Below are 19,678 nucleotides of genomic sequence, written 5' to 3' on the forward strand. Positions count from 1 at the left end.
AGCGCCTCCATAATACTTGTTAATCTTAACTTTAAACTATTTAGATAAGCTCTACAAGAAAAATTCCGTACAAGATTATTGTACGGAATTTAGTCTTATTCTTCTGTCTCTTCGCTATCATCTCTAAGGTTTTGTTCTTCCTCTTCAACAACAGGAATGTGTGTGGCATTATTTCTCGCTTCTTGTTCAATTTCCATAATAGACATGTCGCTATTAATGTAATCAATTAAATAGTTGAGCTGAGCATCCTCTTCTTGGATGAGTGATCTAACATCTGAAATAATACTTGTTGTTGTTTCGCCAGTTACGATACCGTCTACTGGTAAATCGTTGGCATTTTGATAGGCTTCAACCTGACTTGTAAGTTCTTCATCGAAGGTCGAATTAAATGTTGAAATATCATAGCCGAGTGCATCAAGAGCGACTTTAATAGACAAGATTTTCTCATTTGTTTGACCTTCAGTGAACACTTCATCTTCAGTGAGCAGTTCGATTCTGTAGTGATCAGGTGTGATCAGCTCAATATCCGGTGTAATACCTTCATCTTGTACCCATGTCTTATTCGGTGTTAGCCATTTAGTATTCGTATATTTCAACATGGAATTGTCTTTAAATTCACTCGTTCTTTGTACGACACCTTTACCGAATGACGTTGTACCGACTGTTTTAATGTCGATTAAGTCAGATAGTGCACCTGTAAACACTTCTGAAGCACTTGCTGAACCTTCATTGATGAGTACATAGACTTCATCGAACTGCTCAGCATTCGGATTCTTTTCATTCTCTGTGAGGAGTTCTTGCTGATTACCTTGATTATCTTCAAGGTAAAGTGCAGTGGTGTCCTTATCAACGAATTGGTTAATTAGTGTCACTGCTTCGTTTAAGAGTCCACCTGGATTATAACGGAAGTCGATAACGAGTTCTTCAACCCCATCTTCTGCAGCTTGATTAAAGAACCTCTCAAACTCTTCAGTCGTGCCTTGTTGGAATCTGTTAACAGAGATGTGCCCGACACCTTCAATTTCTTCATACGTTACACTATCAATGTGTATAGTATTACGGGTAATGGTGATATCACTTGGACTAGCTTCACCGCGTTGGATCGTTAAGGTGACATCTGTTCCCTTTTCTCCACGAATCAACTGGACAGCCTCAGTTGTTGTCATACCTTCTATTGACTCCCCATCAACTGCAAGAATCTGATCGCCTGGTTCTAGACCTGCCTCTTCAGCGGGCGACCCTCTCATTGGACTAGAAATTAAGATTTTGTTGCCTTCTTGCATGATTTCAGCGCCAATACCTTCAAAGTCACCTGTAATACTTTCTTCAAATTCTCCAGTCTCGTCGATATTCATATATTCACTATAAGGGTCATCTAAACCTTCAACCATACCTTTAATTGATGATTCAATTAGAGCATCTTGATCAACATCTTCATAATAGTTTTCAGTTAAAGTGTCATAGACATTATATAGCTTGGCAAATTCAGTACGCGTATCAGTGCCAACGTTAACTGCGCGCTCTTGGTTATTAGACATCGCGACAGCTGTAATCACTACGCTGATTATAATCGTCGTCAGTATAATAACGATAAACCAAAAGACATTAATCTGTAGAGATTTAAGCCTATGGCCGACATTCTTTTCATTGTTTTCTTCGCTCAACTTATGCACCTAATTTCTACTACGTATATTACTCATATATTATCAGTTTCTTTCATCAAATAAAAGAAAGAACAGTGAAATCACTGTTCTTCGATAAATGGTACTGCTGCATCAAGTGCAACTTCAATCATATCGTTGAATGTTGTTTGTCTTTCCTCAGCAGTTGTTACTTCTCCAGTTATTAAGTGGTCAGAGATTGTTAAGATTGCTAACGCTCTTGCTTTGTACTCTTGAGCGATTGTAAATAAGGCTGCTGACTCCATCTCAACTGCAAGTACACCGTAATCTGCAAGTTGTTTTGTGTCAGTCTTAGTATCATAGAATGAATCGGCAGTATAAACGTTACCTACCTTAACATCTAATCCACGCTTTTTAGCTTCATTGTAAGATGTTAATAGTAAGTCAAAGTCTGATGTTGGTGCATAAGAAACATTGTTGAAAAGTTTAGCATTTTGATAAGAATCTGTCGTTGCACTTTGGGCAATGACAACATCTCTAACTTTTACTTCTTCTTTAAGGGCACCAGCAGTACCAACACGAATTAAGTTCTTAACACCGTATTCACGCATAAGCTCGTGAATGTAAATAGATATAGATGGGACACCCATACCTGTACCTTGAACTGAAATTCTTTTACCTTTGTATGTCCCGGTATAACCGAACATGTTACGAACTTCGTTATAGCAAACAACATCTTCTAAAAATGTTTCAGCAATATACTTTGCACGTAATGGGTCACCTGGTAGTAAAATAGTGTCTGCAATATCGCCTTGTTTTGCATTAATGTGAATACTCATCTTGTCATCTCCTTAAGATTTTAGCCATTCTTTATATTCAAAAAAACTTTCATCGAACGTATCTAATGATATATGAAGATAAGGGTTCTTTTCAAGATAATCTGAAATTTCTCCGTAATCTTTTGAGTGCTTGGGAAATGATAGATCTTCTGAAATGTGTGTTGCAAGTTTACCGATGTCCGTTTTTGCACCCACTTCAGTTTTCATATATTGGTAATATGAGCGATCTTTCATCTATTTATTTTCTTCCAACAAATTGACAAACTCACCGTAACCTTGACTCTCGAGCTCACTTTTTGGAATGAAATCAATTGCCGCTGAATTAATGCAGTAGCGAAGTCCACCTGTTTCCTTTGGACCGTCAGGAAAGACATGGCCTAGATGTGAATCAGAGCTCTCACTTCTCACTTCTGTACGACGCATACCAAAAGAAGTGTCTACATGTTCAGAAACATCCCCTTCATCAAGAGATTTAGAGAAGCTTGGCCAACCACATGATGAATCAAATTTATCTTTAGATGTGAATAGAGGTTTTCCACTTAACTTATCTACATAGATACCTTCTTCAAAATGCTTCCAGTATTCATTTTCAAATGGTGCTTCCGTTCCATTTTCTTTCATGACCTGACGTTCTAAGTCAGATAATTCTTCTACACTTTTTCTTGCCATTATTTTTCACCCCATATATTTTCTATAAATCCTTGGCGACCAGATCCTTTATAATACGCCTTGTAGTGACCTTGGTTTTTCTTGTAGAAGTCTTGGTGCTCCTCTTCTGCTGGATAGAAGTTTTTATAAGGTAGCACTGGCGTTTTAATTGGGCCAGGGAAAATGTTTTGTGAATCGAGTTCTTCTATGACTGCTTCTGCAGTTTCCTTTTGTGCTTGATCGTGATAGAAGATTGCTGGTCTGTACTGTGGACCTCTGTCTCCAAACTGACCGTTAGTATCAGTCGGATCAAATGTTTTAAAGAAGATTTCTAAAACTTCTTTATAAGAAATGATAGAGTCATCAAATTCAACTTGAACAGCTTCTACGTGATCTGTTGTTCCTGTTGAGATTAATTCATATGATGGATTTTCTTCTTCACCGTTAGAATAGCCTGATGTAATCTGTTTCACACCGTCCCACTGATCAAATGGTTTAACTAAACACCAGAAACATCCGCCGGCTAAAGTTGCTATTGTCATAATGTGCCTCCTAGAAAATGTTGTTAATTGAAAAATACCATGTGTCGGCTTCATAGTCTATTTTGTCGACTTGTAGGCTGATGCCAAAATACTGTTCAAAGATCTTCGTATCAATGATAAGTTCTTTTTTACCATCCGCCATGGTGATCCCTTCAGGTAAATCTAAAAAGGTCTTAAGTGCAGAATATAAGGTGTCTTCACTTAAGGGTAAATCCGCTAAGTTTAAGTCTGTTAATGGAATGACAATGTTGTCGCCATCAACAATTGGTGCACCTCGAACTGATGAGCGAATGGGAATGCCTAAGACCCGAGATTCAATATTGACCGTTACCCCTGATGTGTCTATTTCAACATTAAAGTTTTCATAGGGTAGATTGTCATTGATTAGTGTTTCTATTGTTTGGTTCGGTAAGATGAATGTAAGTGCTTGAGGCGAATTTTCTGTTCCCGTCAAATCACTTTCCTCATAGTCCTGGTTAAAAAATGAGGCGACAATGACAACGATAATTAGGTTGATTAAAATTAGCGTAAAGAATAATATCATCCATAGTTTGTGCTTCATACTTTACCTTCTCACAAGATGATAAAAGGTATGAGGATATATATTCTTATCATCTACTACGCCTTTTTCTTCGTCTTTAATTTCCCAATCATTCATATTATAATTCGGGAAAAATGTGTCACCGCCGAAAGTCTCATCAATGACTGTGACATACATCTCGTCAACTATATGCATGGTTTGTTCGTAGATGGTTGCTCCACCGAAGATAAATACTTTACCAGGAAGTTTTTCAATCTCATCAATGTGATGAATGATTTCAACACCATCTCTTTGATAGTTTTTATCAGAAGTTAAAACGACATTTGTCCGATTTGGTAAGGGTCTCCCTAGAGTATCGAATGTTTTTCTTCCCATGACGATAGTTTGATTGGTTGTCAGCTTCTTAACATGCTTTAGGTCATTTGGCAGTGACCAAGGCATGTCGCCATTAAAGCCGATAACATTTTGATTAGCGTGTGCAACAATTAATGCAACCATAGTGCCTCCTAAACTGCAATCGGCGCTTTAATAGCCGGGTGCGATTGATAATCTATAATTTCTAAGTCTTCATATTCCAAGTCAAATATTGATTTGTCAGTGTGAATGACAAGTTTTGGAGGGTCATAGCTCGTGCGTTCAAGCTGTGTATTGACTGCTTCAAAATGATTAGAGTAGATATGGGCATCACCAATTGTGTGAACAAACTCCCCAACCTCATAACCCGTTTCACGAGCAATTAAACAAAGCAGTAAGCTATAACTGGCAATATTAAACGGTACCCCTAAAAATACATCGCCTGAGCGTTGATAGAGCTGTAAGCTTAACTTATTTTCACTGACGTAAAATTGGAAGAGTGTATGACAAGGCGGCAGTGCCATCGTGTCGATTTCAGCTGGATTCCATGCACTGACAATATGACGTCTCGAATCAGGTTTAGTTTTAATCCCCTCAATCAAATTTTTGATTTGATCGATGACGACGCCGTCTTTGCCTTCCCAATGACGCCATTGTTTACCGTAGACGTTACCTAATGTGCCGTATTTTTGGCTAAATTCATCATCGTTTAAAATACGTGCTTTAAATTTCGCCATTTCTTCATCATAAACTGCTTTAAAGTCCGGGTCTTTCAAGGATCGGTGTCCAAAGTCAGTCATATCTTCACCATGATAATCATTAGACTCTACATAATTTTTAAAGGCCCATTCATTCCAAATATTATTATTGTATTCAAGTAAATACTTGATGTTCGTATCGCCTCTTAAGAACCAGATTAGCTCTGTTGCAAGTAATTTAAAAGATACTTTCTTGGTCGTTAATAAGGGAAACCCTTCACTTAAATCAAAGCGCATCTGATGACCGAAAATTGATTTTGTACCTGTATTTGTGCGATCATTCTTAGTCGTTCCCGCATCTAGTATGCGTTCGAGTAACTGGTGATAAGCTAGGTCAAAGGAATTCATAAAACCACCCTTTTCTTTTATAGTTTAATTCTATATAATTAATATTAATGAATGAGTAAAACAATTAGTTTGGAGTGCTGAAGATGGAAATCTTATTTACAATTGGTTTATCTTTACTAGCATTATACATGATTAGTATGTGCATTTACGAATAAGTCATTCTAAAAGTGTAAAAAAGGAAAGGGAATATTCCCTTTCCTTTTTATTTTGCACAATGTGTATCAAAAGCGTCTTTGATGTCTGTCATAATATCTTCGATAGCTCTGTTCTCTATATCTGAACGACCTAAGAAACTTACGAGTTCCTGTCCTTTAAATAAGGCCATAGATGGACTCGATGCAGGTTCATCTATATACTCTCTTAGCGTTTCAGTTGCAGGTCTTTCTTGACCAGCGAAAACTGTTGCCAAACGGTCTGGCTTAATCGGATTTTGGCTGGCAACTGTTACTGCTGCTGGACGCGCTAAACCTGCTGCACAACCACAAACGCTATTAATCACAACAAAAGTGGTCGTATCATCAGTTGCGTCTTTCATATATTGATCTACGTCCGATGGCTCTAAGAGTTCAGTAAAATCATAGTTCGTTAGTTCTCGTCTCATCGGTTCTGCTATTTCTCTCATGTAAGCTTGATATGCATCCATACTTATCTCTCCCTGTTCTGCATTTGTTTCCACACACTGCCGAGTGCTGACTCGCCTTGTTCGATTCTCGTAATCGCCATTTCTATTTGTAATCTGACGTCATATTGAGGGTCGTTTTGGTGTGTCCTTAAAATAGGTAGACTTGATTCATCACCGGTCTCATAGATAAACATCGCTGCACGCCAACGGATGATCGGGCTTTTGTCATTTAGGGCTTGGTACATATCATCTAGCCCTTCTTTAAAGCCTAAATCACTATAAGCATCTGCTGCCGTACGTCTAACAGGAATCGCTTTGTCTTCTATTGCTTTATTTAAATAAGGCAAGGTGTTTTTAGACTCAATCATCGCCAAGAGGCCAACCGCCATACGACGTACTTGAAGCTTTTCATCTTCTAGCGCATAAGCTAAAAACTCATAGTCACTTTCATCTGGTGTGTCGTAGTGATTTAACATATACAGACGAGTTTTCCAGTCCGGTGCATTTTTAAAGTCATCTATTGATACTTTAAAGTATTTTTTCGGTTCTGGCTGAATTTTTGCTTGAGCCTCTTTAATTAATTGATCAAGTCGCACCATAGGGTAGAGCGCATCCATTTCTTCAGTCAACTCATCAAGGACTGCTTCGCTCGTACCATATCTGACTTGTAAATCTACCCACTTACGGCCGAAGATAATATTGTCTTCAGGAAGTGTCGCTTGTTCAACCGCCTGTGTAAATTTTTCAGATAAAGCACGACGATGTTCCTCACCATCATTTATTTTTAATTGATAAGGAATATTTTTAAACATGAGCACCTGAGCGGTCACTTCACCAAAGTTAGACTCAGGTGTTAGGCTTTTTTTGAATCACTATCCGAGCCTTCGTTAAATACCGCTTCAATTTGTGGAATTAAAGTGTCCCAATCCACTTTAGGACTCTTATCTACTGATATGAAATCCATAGCATGAAAGACGCTCGTCACATCTTCTAATTCTAAAACACGCGCAATAAAAGCTGGCGTATCCTCTGTGATTTCTCTATACGTCGATGATTTCATATCGTCTTTCGGTTCACTTACAGTAATTTTCATAGTATTTGGACTTGGTGTTGGTTCTATTCTTACAATTTCCATATTGTTGCCTCCATCTATAATTTGTTACCTTGCATTTTCATTTCAATACCCACTGAGCATTCACTGATACAAAATGCATGAGCACTGGCCTTGCTGCCTTCCTCACGATTTCTTTGTTTAAGCAGGCAGCCTTTACAATATCTTTTCTCTAAGTAATTAATTTTTTCAAGTGCTTCTGTGTTCATTGTCATACCTCATTACTAAAATTCGCTAGTGACATACTTCTACTTAATAATTATAGACTTTTCTTCTCTTTATATAAACGGTCTTTTGCAATTTGATCTGCTCGACTGTTTTTCTTTCTCGGTGTATACGAAACGATAAACATATCCATATGTCGTGTCAATCCAATGACCTGATCAAAATAAAATTTAAATACTTTATTTTTGACGAAGTTTTTATCGAACGAATCAACAATAATTTTAGAATCAGTATAAACGATTAGTGAGGTAATTTTAAGTTTTAAGGCTTCTTCTACTCCAAAGGCCAAACTTGCCCATTCCGCTTGGTGGTTATCCATCTCTCCTAAGAATATGGAGGCACTGTGGTCAAGTTTTTCACCCGTAATCACAATGCCACCCGCTGAGAGCTTTGGCGACATACTAGCAGCAGCGTCAATATACATGATTGCCATAATTATACTAACTTCAATGAACCTAAGTATTTTTCAGTGATTCTTAGGTCATAGTCCTTGAGTACTTTAATCGTTTGATCTTCATCATAGATATACTGACTATTGGCTAGAAGCTGATCCATTTTTAAAGGCACATTCTTAATGATTTCAGCAAGATGAAGAGACATATTTAGTGACTCTAAGTCAGCCTGTATTTTGTCTTGCATTTTTGGTGTGAGTGTATCAAGTGTGTTTAGAAGATTTTCAACTGAGCCATGTGTCTGAATTAATTTTAAAGCTGTCTTCTCTCCGATACCCTGAACTCCTGAATAGCCGTCGCTCGTATCACCCATCAAGGCTTTCACATCAATAAACTGCCGTGGGTGAATGCCGTACTGTTCTGTAAAAGTCGCCATATCGTAGTGATGATACTCTGTATAGCCTTTTTTTGTTAAAAGTATTTTATTGGTGTTGTTAATTAACTGTAGAAGGTCTCTATCTCCACTGACAATAGTTAAGTCATCTATATGTGTAGAGACCGTCCCTATCACATCATCGGCTTCATATCCGATGACGCCTTCTTGATGAAAGCCGAGGTCGTGCATGACGTTTTTAATCAGATCGAACTGGGGTTTTAATTCCTCAGGCGGTGCTGGACGGTTTGCTTTATAACCATCGAACCACTCATTACGAACTGATTTTGAGCCCATATCCCAGGCGATGATCACATTTTTTGCACCGGTAATTTCTAAGAGTTTAAAGGTATGTCTCAACATGCCTTGTACACCGTTTGTTGGTTGGTCTTTACTGTTATACATGAATTGATTACGAAAGCTCGTAGCAAAAAAATGTCTAAATAAGAGTGCCATGCCGTCGATGATGATAGTTTGTCCAGTCATTACTTCACTCCTTTATTATTAAATCAGTAAGATTACTATAAAGTGTTTGATCGACTTTATAATCTTCTTCTGAAATTTCTTTTACAGGTTCTCTTAGCGCTTTATAAACTTGAGCTTTTTCATCCATAAATTGCAAATCCAGTCGTTCAAGATAGTCTTTTGTTAAGGAAACCATATCACCTTCAAGTGCCTCTATATTAATACTCGCACTTAAGTCCTTCGCTAAATCGAGTAAGGTATTTCTAAAGCTTGATGTATCCTTACGGTTTTTATAGAGTGCCTTTTCATATGATTGAAGCACAGTTTCGTCAATTTGAATTTTGGGTTCATCCGCATATGCGGTGTCTATTGATAATGAACCCGCACTACCAAATTCACCGAGACGTTCATTAAACTGTGTCAATTTTTGATTTGTTAAATTATCTGCTTGTCTATAAATCGCATTAAAGACAACGCCAGTTTCCAGTGTTAAATAGCTATCGATATTTTTACTAACCAAGGCAGAATGTTTACTCAGATAGTGCTTATCTCTCATCTCAGAAACTGTAATTAAACCTTTTAGATGATCATAAACTTGAAGTTCTAAACGTTTTGGTAGATAAGTTAAGATAATATCAATTTCTTGCTTTAATACTTTTATAAATTGCTTGGCGCTCAAGCTTTCTATCTCTGACTTTAGCGCATTTCTACCTTCAATAATTCTTTGGCGCTCTTGTCCACTATCTTCAAACTGTTTAATATTACTAGCAACAGTATTGATTAACTGATTTGTCATTTCACTTAATGTTCTTAATTGAACATTCCTTGCTTGTTGATCAGCGATTTTTCTGATGTCAGTTTTCGCTAGATCGAAGTCGTGATCACCAGATTGGATCGCTTTTTTAGAAGACACAGGATATATAACATGTTTAATCTGTAATTTATTTAAGGCATTCGCCATATAGTCGATGACTTTTTCCTTGTCGTCTTCTGACTTCATAAGATCTACCGCGTTAATAATAAAAATCAGCGGGAAATCTTCCCCTTTTAATGATTGAACATATTTCAAGAAGGTTTCGTCTGAACGTGAAAATACATGATTGTAATAAGAAACATAAATAATCATATCACTTTGACTGATGATATCTCTTGTTTCTGATGTATGTCTTTGGTTGATTGAATTGATACCTGGTGAATCAATGAGATTATAATGCTTAGTAATTTCATTAGGAATAGATACATTTGCTTTATGAATGAAGGTGGCATCCTCATCATTACTAATCATTTCTATTAAGGTATCTGTATCAAAATCTTGCTTACTATTTAGAATAGGTTCGTATTGATCGTATTTATTTAATAAGCCTCTAAGTAAGGGTTTATAAGTTTCTTGAACTTTATCAATGTTTGCTTTCATCCATTTTTTATAACCCTTTACTGTGTCATGTGTTTCACCAGATAAGGTTTGTAGTGTTTCAGTGAGATCTGCTTCTGACTTCATCTCCCCTGAACTCGACTTGTTATCGTTGATTTCTGTTATAGTCGCGGTCGTTGGATTCGGACTTGTTGTTAGACGGGCCTGACCCAGTAAGGCATTAATAAAGGTCGTCTTACCCGCACTAAAACCACCAAACACACTGATATTCGCCTTGCCAGTTTCTATTCTATGCACTTTATGATCAATTAAGTGCTTAAAGTTGTTATAGCGAGGTAAATTTTCTAGTTGTTGACTCACTTGTTTAAAATAATCAACTGAACATGTTTCATTATTATCGACAGTAAAATTATTATGTCTACTTTCTATATCGTCTTGAACTATATCTGTTGAAGTATCAATTTCGATTTCTTCTGTTAGATTCAGCTTATCTAATTCGTCATCCATATGAATATATAGATGCTGGTAGTTTTTTGTTGTAAGAGATTCGAGTAATTCAAGCAGTTGTTTGACTTCGACGTACAAAGATTTTTCATGTTCTAGTGTAGAAGATGCTTTTGTCTCCCCCATATTCTCAATCGTTAGTTGAGAGAGGTGGCTTTTTGCTTTTGTTGATACTTCTCTTTCTAAAGTAGATTTCAATTTGTCAAAGTAGTTTTTAATATAGCTCTGGTTTAAGGAAATATTTTCATCTTTTCCAAGTAAGTCGCTATGCCACTCATATTTAAAGGGTGGACCACTTAAGCCGAGTGTTTTATAGAGATTGTTCACATTGGCGTTGATTTCTGTATCGATAACTTTCTGGGTGACTTCCTTTATATCATTTACAGATGTATTTAACATCTCTTCTTCTTTTTTCTTTTTACCAAATAGTCCTGTAGGTTTCTTCTCACCTGCTTGTATCTTTAAATATTCTATGATGGTATCCTTAACTTGATGGGGAAAAATATAAGCGTCTTTCACTAGCTTTCTTACATTATCCTTAACATGGTCTTCTAATACTGCTTGGTCGGATCTTAAATCGTCCAAATGTGCTTCGTTAATTTCTTGTTCCAAGTAATGGATTCGTTCTTTAGCACGTTCAAGGTTTAGTGGACGATCCGTATTCAAATTATGTTCAACCGCGTCTATCTTGTCTTCTAAGTATTCAATCTGTTTCTGTTCGATATTATGCATAATTCTCTGGTCGTATCGTTCGGCCATTTCCTTACGACTTTCTATTTCTTTAATATAAGTTTTTAAGTTGTCAACCTGGTTATAAGGTGTGTCGTATATAGATGTAGTAAAAATGTGTTCAGGATGAATGTCCCAATTATCTAGTGTACTTTTTACACGACTTAGAAATGTATCTAAAGTCAGTTCATGGTCATCATGCTTATCAATCTGATTGATGATGAGACATAGTGGAATGTTCAATTCCTGTATCTCTCTCAGGAGTTTTAAATTATGTTCACTTTCCACATGATTATATTCCACAGTAAAGAAGATGACATCGCTGTTAAGTAAAAAACGATTGGCAGATTCTTCGTGGCTACTTGTGTTAGAATCTACACCTGGTGTATCTTGAAACACTGTATTTATGTTGAAATCATCATGTTGAACGTCCATTGTAATTGCTTGGATATCTAGATCTAGAGTGTTGAGAATTTTTAACTCATCATAATCATTTACTGTTGCATATTGATATTGATTAATAAAAGCCTCAATCTTATTATCTTCACTGATTTGAACACTGACTGTGTTACTTGTCGTTGGTACCGGTGATGATGGTAAAATATCCATACCAATTAAATGATTGATTAAGCTTGATTTCCCCGCAGAGTAATGGCCAATAAAAGAGAATACTAGTTGTTCGTTGTATGTCTTTTGTATGGCATGATCAATTTGAGATACAAGTACATCATTATCTGATTTTAGTATTTCTTTTTTTAACTTATATAAACGATTTAGTGTTTCTTTTTCTTCCCCTTGTGCTGACAACGATTACTTCACTCCCCAGTATTGGTAAAAGGTTGTTTCAATATAGCCATTAAATAATTTTCTGCGTTTTGTCGCTTTCTTCCCTACGATTTGTTCAAATTCTTTATTTGAAGTCATTAGATATACATTTAGGCTTGGGAAATTAGTCATTAGTTCCCCTATTTTGGCGTACATTTGTTCAACGGCTTTCGCCTCACCAATGCGTTCACCGTAAGGTGGATTGGTAATTATTTGTGCATGCTCATCAACATGATCTAAATCATGTATGTCTAATACGCCAAAATGAATATCATCATCTAGGCCGACTTCTTCTGCATTTTTCTTAGCAATCTTAATCATATCGCTGTCGATATCAGTCGCATATATTTTAACTTCCTTATCGTAATCCGCTTGTTCTTCACATTCAGTGCGTAACTGTGTCCATAAGTCTTCAGGGATAATATCCCATGATTCACTATCAAAACTGCGGTTAGAACCTGGTGCAATATTTCTTGCCATCATCGCTGCTTCAAGCGCAATCGTTCCTGAGCCTGTAAATGGATCGTAGAGTGTATTTGTACCATCGTAGTTTGCAAGTTTTAACATGCTTGCAGCGAGTGTTTCCTTGATTGGTGCTTCCCCTTGCCCGACACGATAACCACGTTTATGTAGTGCATCACCACTAGTATCAACAGTAAGAATCGCGCGGTCTTTTAGTATATTAATATCGATTTTATATCTTGGTCCGTCTTCTGGTAGTTTCCCCGTCATTTTAAAGGCATCCTTTAAGTGTTCAACAATTGCCTTCTTCGTGATTCTCTGCACGTCAGGTACACTATATAAAGTCGACTTATGTGAACGTCCTGTTACTGGGAACATTGCATTAGGCCCGAGCACATCGGATAGTGGCAAAGCTTTAACCTTCTCGAATAGTTCGTCAAAGGTCTTGACCTCGAAGTCTCCAAGGATAATTCTAATACGGTCAACAGTACGTAACTTTAAGTTGGTTTCTACAATGGTCTTCTCATCCCCATTAAAATAAACACGTCCATTTTCTAATTCTGTTGAAAGCCCTAAAGATTTAATTTCTTCTGAAACCACTTTTTCAAGTCCCATCGGTGTATTAACAATAAATTTAAAGTTCATATAAGAAGCTCCTAAAGTTTGATTTGTCTATATTATAGTATGAAAATAGGCATAAAAAAAGCTCTCCTGTTCGGAGAGCGTCTAGTCCGGTTTCTCTATAAGCCATGTTCTGTACCGCTGTGCTAATAGCGTGCACTAGTATACACTCGCACATTGGTGATAATCATCTGTCTATATTATTTAAAAATAATATCTCTCCGTCAGTTGAATTCCTGTTGGAAAGTGCTCCTACCTAATTTGGATTGCTCACTCGAGGGGTTTACCGCGTTCCACCTTCAGCATTTCTTTTGAAGTTCGTCACTGTGGCACTTTTAAAGCTACTCTATTCATATGATAAAATCACTTAGAATATTTCACAGCCGTCAAGATATAAATATCATTGCCCAGACTTATTGTTTCGTCTGGCACGAACACTACGATCATCTCAGATCGTGTGAGCATGGACTTTCCTCTATACATCAAAATGCATAGCGATTATCCGAGTTACCGTTCATTTACTTGCTGTTTACTTTTCTGATTTACCAAATACCTGTTTTTCAAGACTAGATAAACGTTTTAAAATATCGATTTGTTGACTCTGCCCACCAGAACCTTGAGTTCTAGAATTGGTTGCTACCCTCACACGAAGATCTTCAACCTCTTTTTTTAGACGAGCGTTTTCTTCTTCTAATTTCTTAATGTTGTTATTCATGTCTGCCATTTTTTGATAGTCGCTGATGACATCATCAAGAAAACTATCTACTTCGATCGGTTTAAAACCTCTCACCGATTTTTCGAATTCCTTTTCGAATATATCTTTAGCAGACAGCTTTAGCGTATAATCACTCATCTCTTACACCTCTCAACTATCATATCTATCGTTGACGAAATAATTAATATCGTCAAATTGTATTCTTTCAATATTATACTGATTCTTCTCATTTAATTCAAGCATAAGACTAAATATATATTTTAAGTTTGTCTCTGTTTCACTATCATAGACAATATAACCATAGTCTGTATGTTCAGTAATAAAGGCATTAATGGCTCTAAACATTGATGGGTCCTTATAGGGCCGGTCAAAGATGAATTTATGGAAATCAGCGTGTGCTAAAATATTATTGAGTTCGATCTTATGGCTTTCAGAATAGCGGTCATCAAATTCATGAAATGGCTTTAAGACGCCGAGCTTAATATCATAGTCTTTTTTTAAGTCTATAATTTCATTGGCTGCGTACATTTCTATACCTGTGTATCCTTGAATAATAAACCATTCAGCACCTTCCTCAATTAAGCGAATAATTGAGGACCTAAGAAAGTCTCTTAATACTTTTACTTCAGGTTGACTATCCTTAAAGATACCGAGTTCATAATGCCGGTAGCCTGTAATGAAAACTCTCATATTAAACCTTCTTTATGGGCATGGTTAATCCACATATTTATATATTTGTATTTTTCATGATACAGCTTTAAACTAAAACGTGAAATATGACAACTCATTAAGAGTTCCATAAGCTCTTCAAACATTGTATTTTTAACCTTTTCAGTTAAACGCTGATCAGTGTTGAAGTTTTCGATGTTATAAGCAAGCTTTTTATTTTTATCGAGAAAAGGTTTGATGTCTTGGTCGAAATCGAAGACTTCTCCTTCCCTGCTGAGTGCATAACGTCGATTGAGTTCATATAAAAGATGACGATAGTCTTCGAATGTATACTCACTTGACAATCCTTTTTCACCACCTATAATAATGAAATGTTAATCAAATTCTAATAAATATATTATAATTAGTATATATAATAATAGTTTGGAGTGCGAATAAATGAAATATCCTCAGGGCATTAAAGCACGTCAAAAACCAAAATCAAATGACAAAGTGTCTTATGGCCAACGCGGGATGACCTTAGAGAAGGATATTGATAAGACGAATCAGTATTATTTGGATACGAAAAAAGCGGTTATTCATAAGAAGCCAACACCGGTCCAAATCGTTAATGTTGATTATCCTTCTAGAAACAAAGCAAAGATTACTGAAGCGTATTTCAAGGTTCCGTCAACTAGTGACTATAACGGCATATATAAAGGGAAATACATCGACTTTGAAGCGAAGGAAACTCGTAATAAAACACGCTTTCCTTTCATTAATATACACGCCCATCAAGTCGAACATATGAGAGCGTGTCATAATACCGGTGGCATTGTCTTTTTAATTATTAAGTTTACAGTCTATGATGAAGTATTTCTTTATCCTTTTGAACATTTTGTCAAACATTGGGACAACTTTATGGCTGATGGACGTAAATCAATACCTTATGAAGATATTAAAAATGAGAGTATTTTACTACCAATAAAATACAATCCGCGTTATGATTATTTAGCTGCACTTGAAGAATTTTATAGTGAAATGGAGTAATATATATGGAATCGAATTTTAAAAGGAGCAAAGACCCGAAAAATAAAGATAAGAATCGGTCTAAAAGCTCATCTAAATCATCGATTATAAAAAAGGTACTATTATATGGTGGACTGATTGCATTAATTGGATTAGTTATCGGTGCAGTCTTATTTGCCTACTACGCTTCACAGGCACCCGCCTTTAGTGAAGAAAAGTTAAAGGACCCTGTCCCAGCGGAAATATACGACCGTAATGATAATTTAGTCACCACCTTGCATACTGGACAAAAACGGGAGTATGTCAGCATTGAAGATGTACCTGACCACGTGACTGATGCCGTCTTAGCGATTGAAGATAATCGTTTCTATGAACACGGTGCGATGGACTTTGTTAGGTTGGGTGGTGCAGTCATTTCTAACTTTACAGATGGCTTTGCCTCTCAAGGTGCGTCAACAATTACACAACAAGTAGTTAAACGTGCCTTCTTAACTGAAGAACAGACGCTAGAACGTAAAGCTCAAGAAGCATATTTAGCCTACCGACTTGAACAAGAGTATTCAAAAGATGACATTTTAGAGATGTACTTAAACAAAATATACTATTCAGATGGTATATACGGTATTCGTACAGCAAGCCTCTACTACTTTGATAAGGAACTTGCAGATTTAAACTTAAAAGAAGCGGCGTACTTAGCAGGTTTATCTAACCTGCCTAACGTTTACAACCTTTACGTTGATCCAGAAGCCGCACAGTCTAGAACAGAAACAGTCCTATACATGATGTTAGAACATGAGAGAATTACACAAGAACAGTATGATGAAGCGATGAACACAGACTTAACAGCAAACTTAGTTCAACGTGATGAGTCAGATCGAGCCGTTGCTGAAGAAGAAGATCCTGAATATGTATCTTACATTAATTACGTTAAGACAGAAATCCAACAACATGATGAATTTAGAAACAGAGATATCAATGAAGTCTTAAATAGTGGAATTAAGATCTATACCAATATGGATTCTGAAATTCAGTCGTATCTACAAAATATGGCTAACAATAGAAACTATTACTACAATGAGAAGTTCCAAAGTGATGACTTTAATCTAGCATCAACCATCTTAGATACAAATTCTGGTGGCTTAGTAGCAATGACTGGTGGCCGTGATTACCAAGAAGTTGTGGATCAAAACTTGTCATTAGTTCAACATAATGTCGGTTCAACTATGAAACCATTCTTAAGTTACGGACCTGCAATTGAGCATATGGACTGGGCAACAAATCACCAACTTCAAGATGAACAATCATACAACCCTGAAGATAGTCCAAACAACACGGTATATAACTATGACAATCAAGGACACGGTAATGTCACTATGAGAGATGCCTTGAGACAAAGTTTCAACGTCCCAGCAGTTAAAGCCTTTGAAGCGGTTCAGGAAGAAGCGGGTAACGATGTCCCTAGAGAATTCGCAAAAGAAGTTGGTTTAGATTACGATACTAAGCTTGACGGTGAATACACAGTATCATTTAATGATGTACTCGGTGGTGGAGAATCACGATTCAGTCCCCTACAGATGGCACAAGCCTATGCAACTTTAGGTAATAATGGTGAATTCAATGAAGCACAATCCATTCGTCACATCGTCACTGATGAAGGTGAGACTGTCGAGTTTGAAAATGAATCCCATCAAGCCATGAAAGATTCAACAGCTTACATGTTAACAGATATGTTGAAAGATACTTTTGCAAACAATGGTAGTGCAGACTACATTCAAATGAATGGCCTAAACATTGCAGCGAAAACAGGTACAACATCACTAGATACTTCCATACTTGAAGAAAATGATCTGCCTTCAAACAGTGCCAAAGACGCTTGGATTGTTGGATATACACCAGAATATACAATGAGTGTATGGACAGGATTCGATAATGCCAATGCAGGATATTCAGAAGACAAGCTCTTTATAGGAACAGATGAACACATTACACCACAGTGGTTCTTTAGAGATATTATGCAGTACATTAGTACATTTAATGGCCAGGACTTTGAACAGCCAGACTCCGTCGAACAGATTAATGGTAACGAGCTTGCTGTTGCAGATGCGAGTGGCGGTGGATTATTTAACAGAAATAATAACTCAAATAATAACTCAAATAATAATTCAAACAGTAACTCTAATAGTAATAGCAATAATGATAGCGATAGTAACAGTGATTCATCAGGCGGTGCCTGGTCTTGGCAATATAACGAAGATGGGGAAATTGAAACTGAAGGTGACGTGCCAGAAGGTGAATTACCGGATGATGCAGAACTCGCAGAACCATCTGAAGACAGCGGATCTTCAACGACTGAAGAAGAACCAACTGATGAGGAGACCGAATCAGAATCAAGCAGTGAACCAGAACCTGACTCTGAACCTGCGGCAGAATCCGAATCAAATTCATCATCAGAAGAAGAATCCACTACTACAACTGAAGAGGAAGAATAAAAAAACGCTAGACTCTTTTCTGAGAGTCTAGCATTTTTTATGGGTGCGTGTATGAAGTGGTGATGAAGAATGCTCATCACCAACCAAACACAAACCCCGTAAATATCACGACTACTTTACCAGACCTTTTTTCAAGCGTTTTTGCCCTTCTCTACACTCTTCTAAGAGCGGACACTCATGACACTTAGGTGCCCTGGCTAAACAGTGGTATCGTCCAAAGAAGATGAGTTGATGATGGGTCTTACTCCATCTTTCAGGCGGAATTTTGCGCATTAAGGTCTCTTCTACTTCTAAGGGTGAATCTTTATAACGTGCGATGCCTAAGCGTTTAGAAATGCGTTCGACATGGGTGTCAACAGCAATTCTTGGTGTGTCAAAAGCTACAGATAATACAACATTTGCAGTCTTTCTACCCACACCTGCTAAGGAAATTAGGTCATCGTAGTTATTGGGAATTTCTCCATTGAATTTTTCGATTAAGTCTCTGCATAATTTTTGGATATTTTTTGCCTTATTACGATAAAGTCCAATCGTCTTTATATATGACTCAATTACTTCGACGTCGACTGCTAAATAATCTTCTGGAGTTTTAAATCTTTCAAATAAGCCTTTAGTCACTCGGTTTACACCAATATCTGTCGTCTGTGCACTAAGTAAGACTGCAATCGTCAACTCGAAGGGGTTCGTGTAGTTTAATTCTGCTTCTGCCTCTGGAAACATCTCCGCAATCACATCGATCATTTCCATTGTCTTTTTCTTACTCGTTGTCAAGTCTTTCCCCCCGATCTAGCCATGAAATTACAGGTAAGCCTGTTCCTTTTTGGTCTTCACTTTTTGATGTACTTAGTAAAATTCGTTCAACATATTGCAGCGATGTAATATTCGATTTATATGCCACGTCTACAGCATTCATTATATCTTCAACTTGATAATTAGAATCATTAATCCAACTGTTTAGACGCTGATACTCATTTGGACTAATCGTACGGCCATAGAGATTTTCTATATAGTCGAACATTTCTCTTAATGATTTTTCATCTTTTTGTGGTGCTTCAACAGTGTTATAAATAAAATCTTCTAAACGCTTGTATAAAGGTTCAAAGTTAAAGCGTTCAACATAGCCATCTTCTTTTTTTATGGTCTGGAGTTCGATGCACTTTTCTTTAATTAATAATTGAATAATCCGAGTGAGTTCACTTTGATTTAGTGTGGTGCCCTTAATCAGTTCACTAAATTCAGGGGCTTCGTCTGTCTGACGATCATTTTCAATCATCTTTATTAGGATAATTAAACTTTGTTCGTCTAATCCTAATTCACTATAGTGATCAAGTAAGATTTTGTTTACCGGAACTGTAATGTATTTAATATAAGATTGTTCCATAGA

The 19,678-nt window shown here is 36.8% G+C and carries 23 protein-coding genes and 1 other RNA gene; 2 read left to right on the top strand and 22 right to left on the bottom strand.

What is annotated here, in order from left to right; all coding sequences use genetic code 11:
* Positions 1-95 precede the first annotated feature (95 nt).
* The 20 genes from H624_RS11540 to H624_RS11550 form a co-directional block, all read right to left on the bottom strand.
* Positions 96-1,673: a S41 family peptidase gene (locus H624_RS11540; protein WP_240921832.1), complete on the bottom strand. Its 1,578-nt coding sequence runs from the start codon at positions 1,671-1,673 to the stop codon at positions 96-98.
* Between the two features lie 71 nt (positions 1,674-1,744).
* The gene (gene deoD / locus H624_RS0103135; protein WP_026866293.1) at positions 1,745-2,461 is read right to left on the bottom strand and encodes a purine-nucleoside phosphorylase; all 717 of its coding nucleotides are present in this window, start codon (positions 2,459-2,461) and stop codon (positions 1,745-1,747) included.
* 12 nt (positions 2,462-2,473) lie between these two features.
* On the bottom strand, positions 2,474-2,695 hold the full coding sequence (locus H624_RS0103140; protein ID WP_026866294.1) for a YozE family protein: 222 nt from the start codon (positions 2,693-2,695) through the stop codon (positions 2,474-2,476).
* The gene (gene msrB / locus H624_RS0103145) at positions 2,696-3,130 is read right to left on the bottom strand and encodes a peptide-methionine (R)-S-oxide reductase MsrB (protein ID WP_026866295.1); all 435 of its coding nucleotides are present in this window, start codon (positions 3,128-3,130) and stop codon (positions 2,696-2,698) included.
* Positions 3,130-3,651 (bottom strand): peptide-methionine (S)-S-oxide reductase MsrA, encoded by a 522-nt coding sequence (gene msrA, locus H624_RS0103150; protein WP_026866296.1) that lies wholly within the window; start codon positions 3,649-3,651, stop codon positions 3,130-3,132. The genes msrB and msrA overlap by 1 nt, the downstream gene beginning before the upstream one ends.
* 10 nt (positions 3,652-3,661) lie before the next feature.
* Positions 3,662-4,213, bottom strand: a complete 552-nt coding sequence (locus H624_RS0103155) for a DUF2140 family protein (protein WP_026866297.1) — start codon at positions 4,211-4,213, stop codon at positions 3,662-3,664.
* A gap of 3 nt (positions 4,214-4,216) precedes the next feature.
* On the bottom strand, positions 4,217-4,690 hold the full coding sequence (locus tag H624_RS0103160) for a dihydrofolate reductase (protein ID WP_026866298.1): 474 nt from the start codon (positions 4,688-4,690) through the stop codon (positions 4,217-4,219).
* An 8-nt stretch (positions 4,691-4,698) separates the two neighbouring features.
* Positions 4,699-5,652, bottom strand: coding sequence for a thymidylate synthase (locus tag H624_RS0103165; protein WP_026866299.1), 954 nt, complete (start codon positions 5,650-5,652; stop codon positions 4,699-4,701).
* 202 nt (positions 5,653-5,854) lie between these two features.
* Entirely contained in the window at positions 5,855-6,295 is a 441-nt protein-coding gene (locus H624_RS0103170) for a BrxA/BrxB family bacilliredoxin (protein ID WP_026866300.1), read from the bottom strand.
* 2 nt (positions 6,296-6,297) lie between these two features.
* Complete coding sequence (locus H624_RS11545) at positions 6,298-7,086, bottom strand: virulence factor (protein WP_342664964.1); 789 nt, start codon at positions 7,084-7,086, stop codon at positions 6,298-6,300.
* A 41-nt stretch (positions 7,087-7,127) separates the two neighbouring features.
* Positions 7,128-7,409: a NifU N-terminal domain-containing protein gene (locus H624_RS12925; protein ID WP_342664965.1), complete on the bottom strand. Its 282-nt coding sequence runs from the start codon at positions 7,407-7,409 to the stop codon at positions 7,128-7,130.
* 14 nt (positions 7,410-7,423) lie between these two features.
* A complete protein-coding gene (locus tag H624_RS12330) occupies positions 7,424-7,594 on the bottom strand; it encodes a zinc-finger domain-containing protein (protein ID WP_084145695.1) in 171 nt (56 codons plus the stop codon).
* Positions 7,595-7,644: 50 nt separating this feature from the next.
* A complete protein-coding gene (locus tag H624_RS0103185; protein WP_026866301.1) occupies positions 7,645-8,043 on the bottom strand; it encodes a ribonuclease HI family protein in 399 nt (132 codons plus the stop codon).
* A 2-nt stretch (positions 8,044-8,045) separates the two neighbouring features.
* Positions 8,046-8,921 carry a 5'-3' exonuclease gene (locus H624_RS0103190; RefSeq protein ID WP_026866302.1) on the bottom strand — a complete coding sequence of 292 codons (876 nt, stop codon included), beginning with the start codon at positions 8,919-8,921 and terminating at the stop codon, positions 8,046-8,048.
* A 4-nt stretch (positions 8,922-8,925) separates the two neighbouring features.
* Positions 8,926-12,312: a dynamin family protein gene (locus H624_RS0103195; protein WP_026866303.1), complete on the bottom strand. Its 3,387-nt coding sequence runs from the start codon at positions 12,310-12,312 to the stop codon at positions 8,926-8,928.
* Between the two features lie 3 nt (positions 12,313-12,315).
* Positions 12,316-13,437, bottom strand: coding sequence for a THUMP domain-containing class I SAM-dependent RNA methyltransferase (locus H624_RS0103200; protein ID WP_026866304.1), 1,122 nt, complete (start codon positions 13,435-13,437; stop codon positions 12,316-12,318).
* 93 nt (positions 13,438-13,530) lie between these two features.
* Positions 13,531-13,923, bottom strand: an RNA gene (rnpB, locus tag H624_RS12335) — RNase P RNA component class B.
* A 19-nt stretch (positions 13,924-13,942) separates the two neighbouring features.
* On the bottom strand, positions 13,943-14,266 hold the full coding sequence (gene gpsB, locus H624_RS0103205; protein ID WP_026866305.1) for a cell division regulator GpsB: 324 nt from the start codon (positions 14,264-14,266) through the stop codon (positions 13,943-13,945).
* A 12-nt stretch (positions 14,267-14,278) separates the two neighbouring features.
* Positions 14,279-14,818 carry an SLOG family protein gene (locus H624_RS0103210; protein WP_026866306.1) on the bottom strand — a complete coding sequence of 180 codons (540 nt, stop codon included), beginning with the start codon at positions 14,816-14,818 and terminating at the stop codon, positions 14,279-14,281.
* The gene (locus H624_RS11550; RefSeq protein ID WP_035855857.1) at positions 14,815-15,141 is read right to left on the bottom strand and encodes a DUF1798 family protein; all 327 of its coding nucleotides are present in this window, start codon (positions 15,139-15,141) and stop codon (positions 14,815-14,817) included. The genes H624_RS0103210 and H624_RS11550 overlap by 4 nt, the downstream gene beginning before the upstream one ends.
* Before the next feature lie 94 nt (positions 15,142-15,235).
* On the opposite strand from H624_RS11550, the gene recU reads away from it, so the two are divergent.
* Together recU and H624_RS11555 are read left to right on the top strand one after the other, a co-directional pair.
* Positions 15,236-15,826: a Holliday junction resolvase RecU gene (recU, locus tag H624_RS0103220; protein ID WP_026866307.1), complete on the top strand. Its 591-nt coding sequence runs from the start codon at positions 15,236-15,238 to the stop codon at positions 15,824-15,826.
* A 5-nt stretch (positions 15,827-15,831) separates the two neighbouring features.
* On the top strand, positions 15,832-18,294 hold the full coding sequence (locus H624_RS11555) for a transglycosylase domain-containing protein (RefSeq protein ID WP_051220458.1): 2,463 nt from the start codon (positions 15,832-15,834) through the stop codon (positions 18,292-18,294).
* A gap of 111 nt (positions 18,295-18,405) precedes the next feature.
* Here the strand turns inward: H624_RS11555 and nth are convergent, their stop codons facing one another.
* Both nth and H624_RS0103235 read right to left on the bottom strand, forming a co-directional pair.
* Positions 18,406-19,041 (bottom strand): endonuclease III, encoded by a 636-nt coding sequence (gene nth / locus H624_RS0103230; RefSeq protein WP_035855942.1) that lies wholly within the window; start codon positions 19,039-19,041, stop codon positions 18,406-18,408.
* Between the two features lie 10 nt (positions 19,042-19,051).
* Positions 19,052-19,675, bottom strand: a complete 624-nt coding sequence (locus tag H624_RS0103235) for a DnaD domain protein (protein WP_026866309.1) — start codon at positions 19,673-19,675, stop codon at positions 19,052-19,054.
* Between the last annotated feature and the right edge of the window lie 3 nt (positions 19,676-19,678).

The organism is Jeotgalicoccus marinus DSM 19772 (genome assembly GCF_000425825.1).
GTDB lineage: Bacteria > Bacillota > Bacilli > Staphylococcales > Salinicoccaceae > Jeotgalicoccus > Jeotgalicoccus marinus.

Excerpts from the sequence above, each read along its gene's own strand:
- deoD (WP_026866293.1), bottom strand. The coding sequence starts at position 2,461 with ATGAGTATTCACATTAATGCAAAACAAGGCGATATTGCAGACACTATT.
- H624_RS0103140 (WP_026866294.1), bottom strand. The coding sequence starts at position 2,695 with ATGAAAGATCGCTCATATTACCAATATATGAAAACTGAAGTGGGTGCA.
- msrB (WP_026866295.1), bottom strand. The coding sequence starts at position 3,130 with ATGGCAAGAAAAAGTGTAGAAGAATTATCTGACTTAGAACGTCAGGTC.
- msrA (WP_026866296.1), bottom strand. The coding sequence starts at position 3,651 with ATGACAATAGCAACTTTAGCCGGCGGATGTTTCTGGTGTTTAGTTAAA.
- H624_RS0103155 (WP_026866297.1), bottom strand. The coding sequence starts at position 4,213 with ATGAAGCACAAACTATGGATGATATTATTCTTTACGCTAATTTTAATC.
- H624_RS0103160 (WP_026866298.1), bottom strand. The coding sequence starts at position 4,690 with ATGGTTGCATTAATTGTTGCACACGCTAATCAAAATGTTATCGGCTTT.
- H624_RS0103165 (WP_026866299.1), bottom strand. The coding sequence starts at position 5,652 with ATGAATTCCTTTGACCTAGCTTATCACCAGTTACTCGAACGCATACTA.
- H624_RS0103170 (WP_026866300.1), bottom strand. The coding sequence starts at position 6,295 with ATGGATGCATATCAAGCTTACATGAGAGAAATAGCAGAACCGATGAGA.
- H624_RS11545 (WP_342664964.1), bottom strand. The coding sequence starts at position 7,086 with ATGTTTAAAAATATTCCTTATCAATTAAAAATAAATGATGGTGAGGAA.
- H624_RS12925 (WP_342664965.1), bottom strand. The coding sequence starts at position 7,409 with ATGGAAATTGTAAGAATAGAACCAACACCAAGTCCAAATACTATGAAA.
- H624_RS12330 (WP_084145695.1), bottom strand. The coding sequence starts at position 7,594 with ATGAACACAGAAGCACTTGAAAAAATTAATTACTTAGAGAAAAGATAT.
- H624_RS0103185 (WP_026866301.1), bottom strand. The coding sequence starts at position 8,043 with ATGGCAATCATGTATATTGACGCTGCTGCTAGTATGTCGCCAAAGCTC.
- H624_RS0103190 (WP_026866302.1), bottom strand. The coding sequence starts at position 8,921 with ATGACTGGACAAACTATCATCATCGACGGCATGGCACTCTTATTTAGA.
- H624_RS0103200 (WP_026866304.1), bottom strand. The coding sequence starts at position 13,437 with ATGAACTTTAAATTTATTGTTAATACACCGATGGGACTTGAAAAAGTG.
- gpsB (WP_026866305.1), bottom strand. The coding sequence starts at position 14,266 with ATGAGTGATTATACGCTAAAGCTGTCTGCTAAAGATATATTCGAAAAG.
- H624_RS0103210 (WP_026866306.1), bottom strand. The coding sequence starts at position 14,818 with ATGAGAGTTTTCATTACAGGCTACCGGCATTATGAACTCGGTATCTTT.
- recU (WP_026866307.1), top strand. The coding sequence starts at position 15,236 with ATGAAATATCCTCAGGGCATTAAAGCACGTCAAAAACCAAAATCAAAT.
- H624_RS11555 (WP_051220458.1), top strand. The coding sequence starts at position 15,832 with ATGGAATCGAATTTTAAAAGGAGCAAAGACCCGAAAAATAAAGATAAG.
- nth (WP_035855942.1), bottom strand. The coding sequence starts at position 19,041 with ATGGAAATGATCGATGTGATTGCGGAGATGTTTCCAGAGGCAGAAGCA.
- H624_RS0103235 (WP_026866309.1), bottom strand. The coding sequence starts at position 19,675 with ATGGAACAATCTTATATTAAATACATTACAGTTCCGGTAAACAAAATC.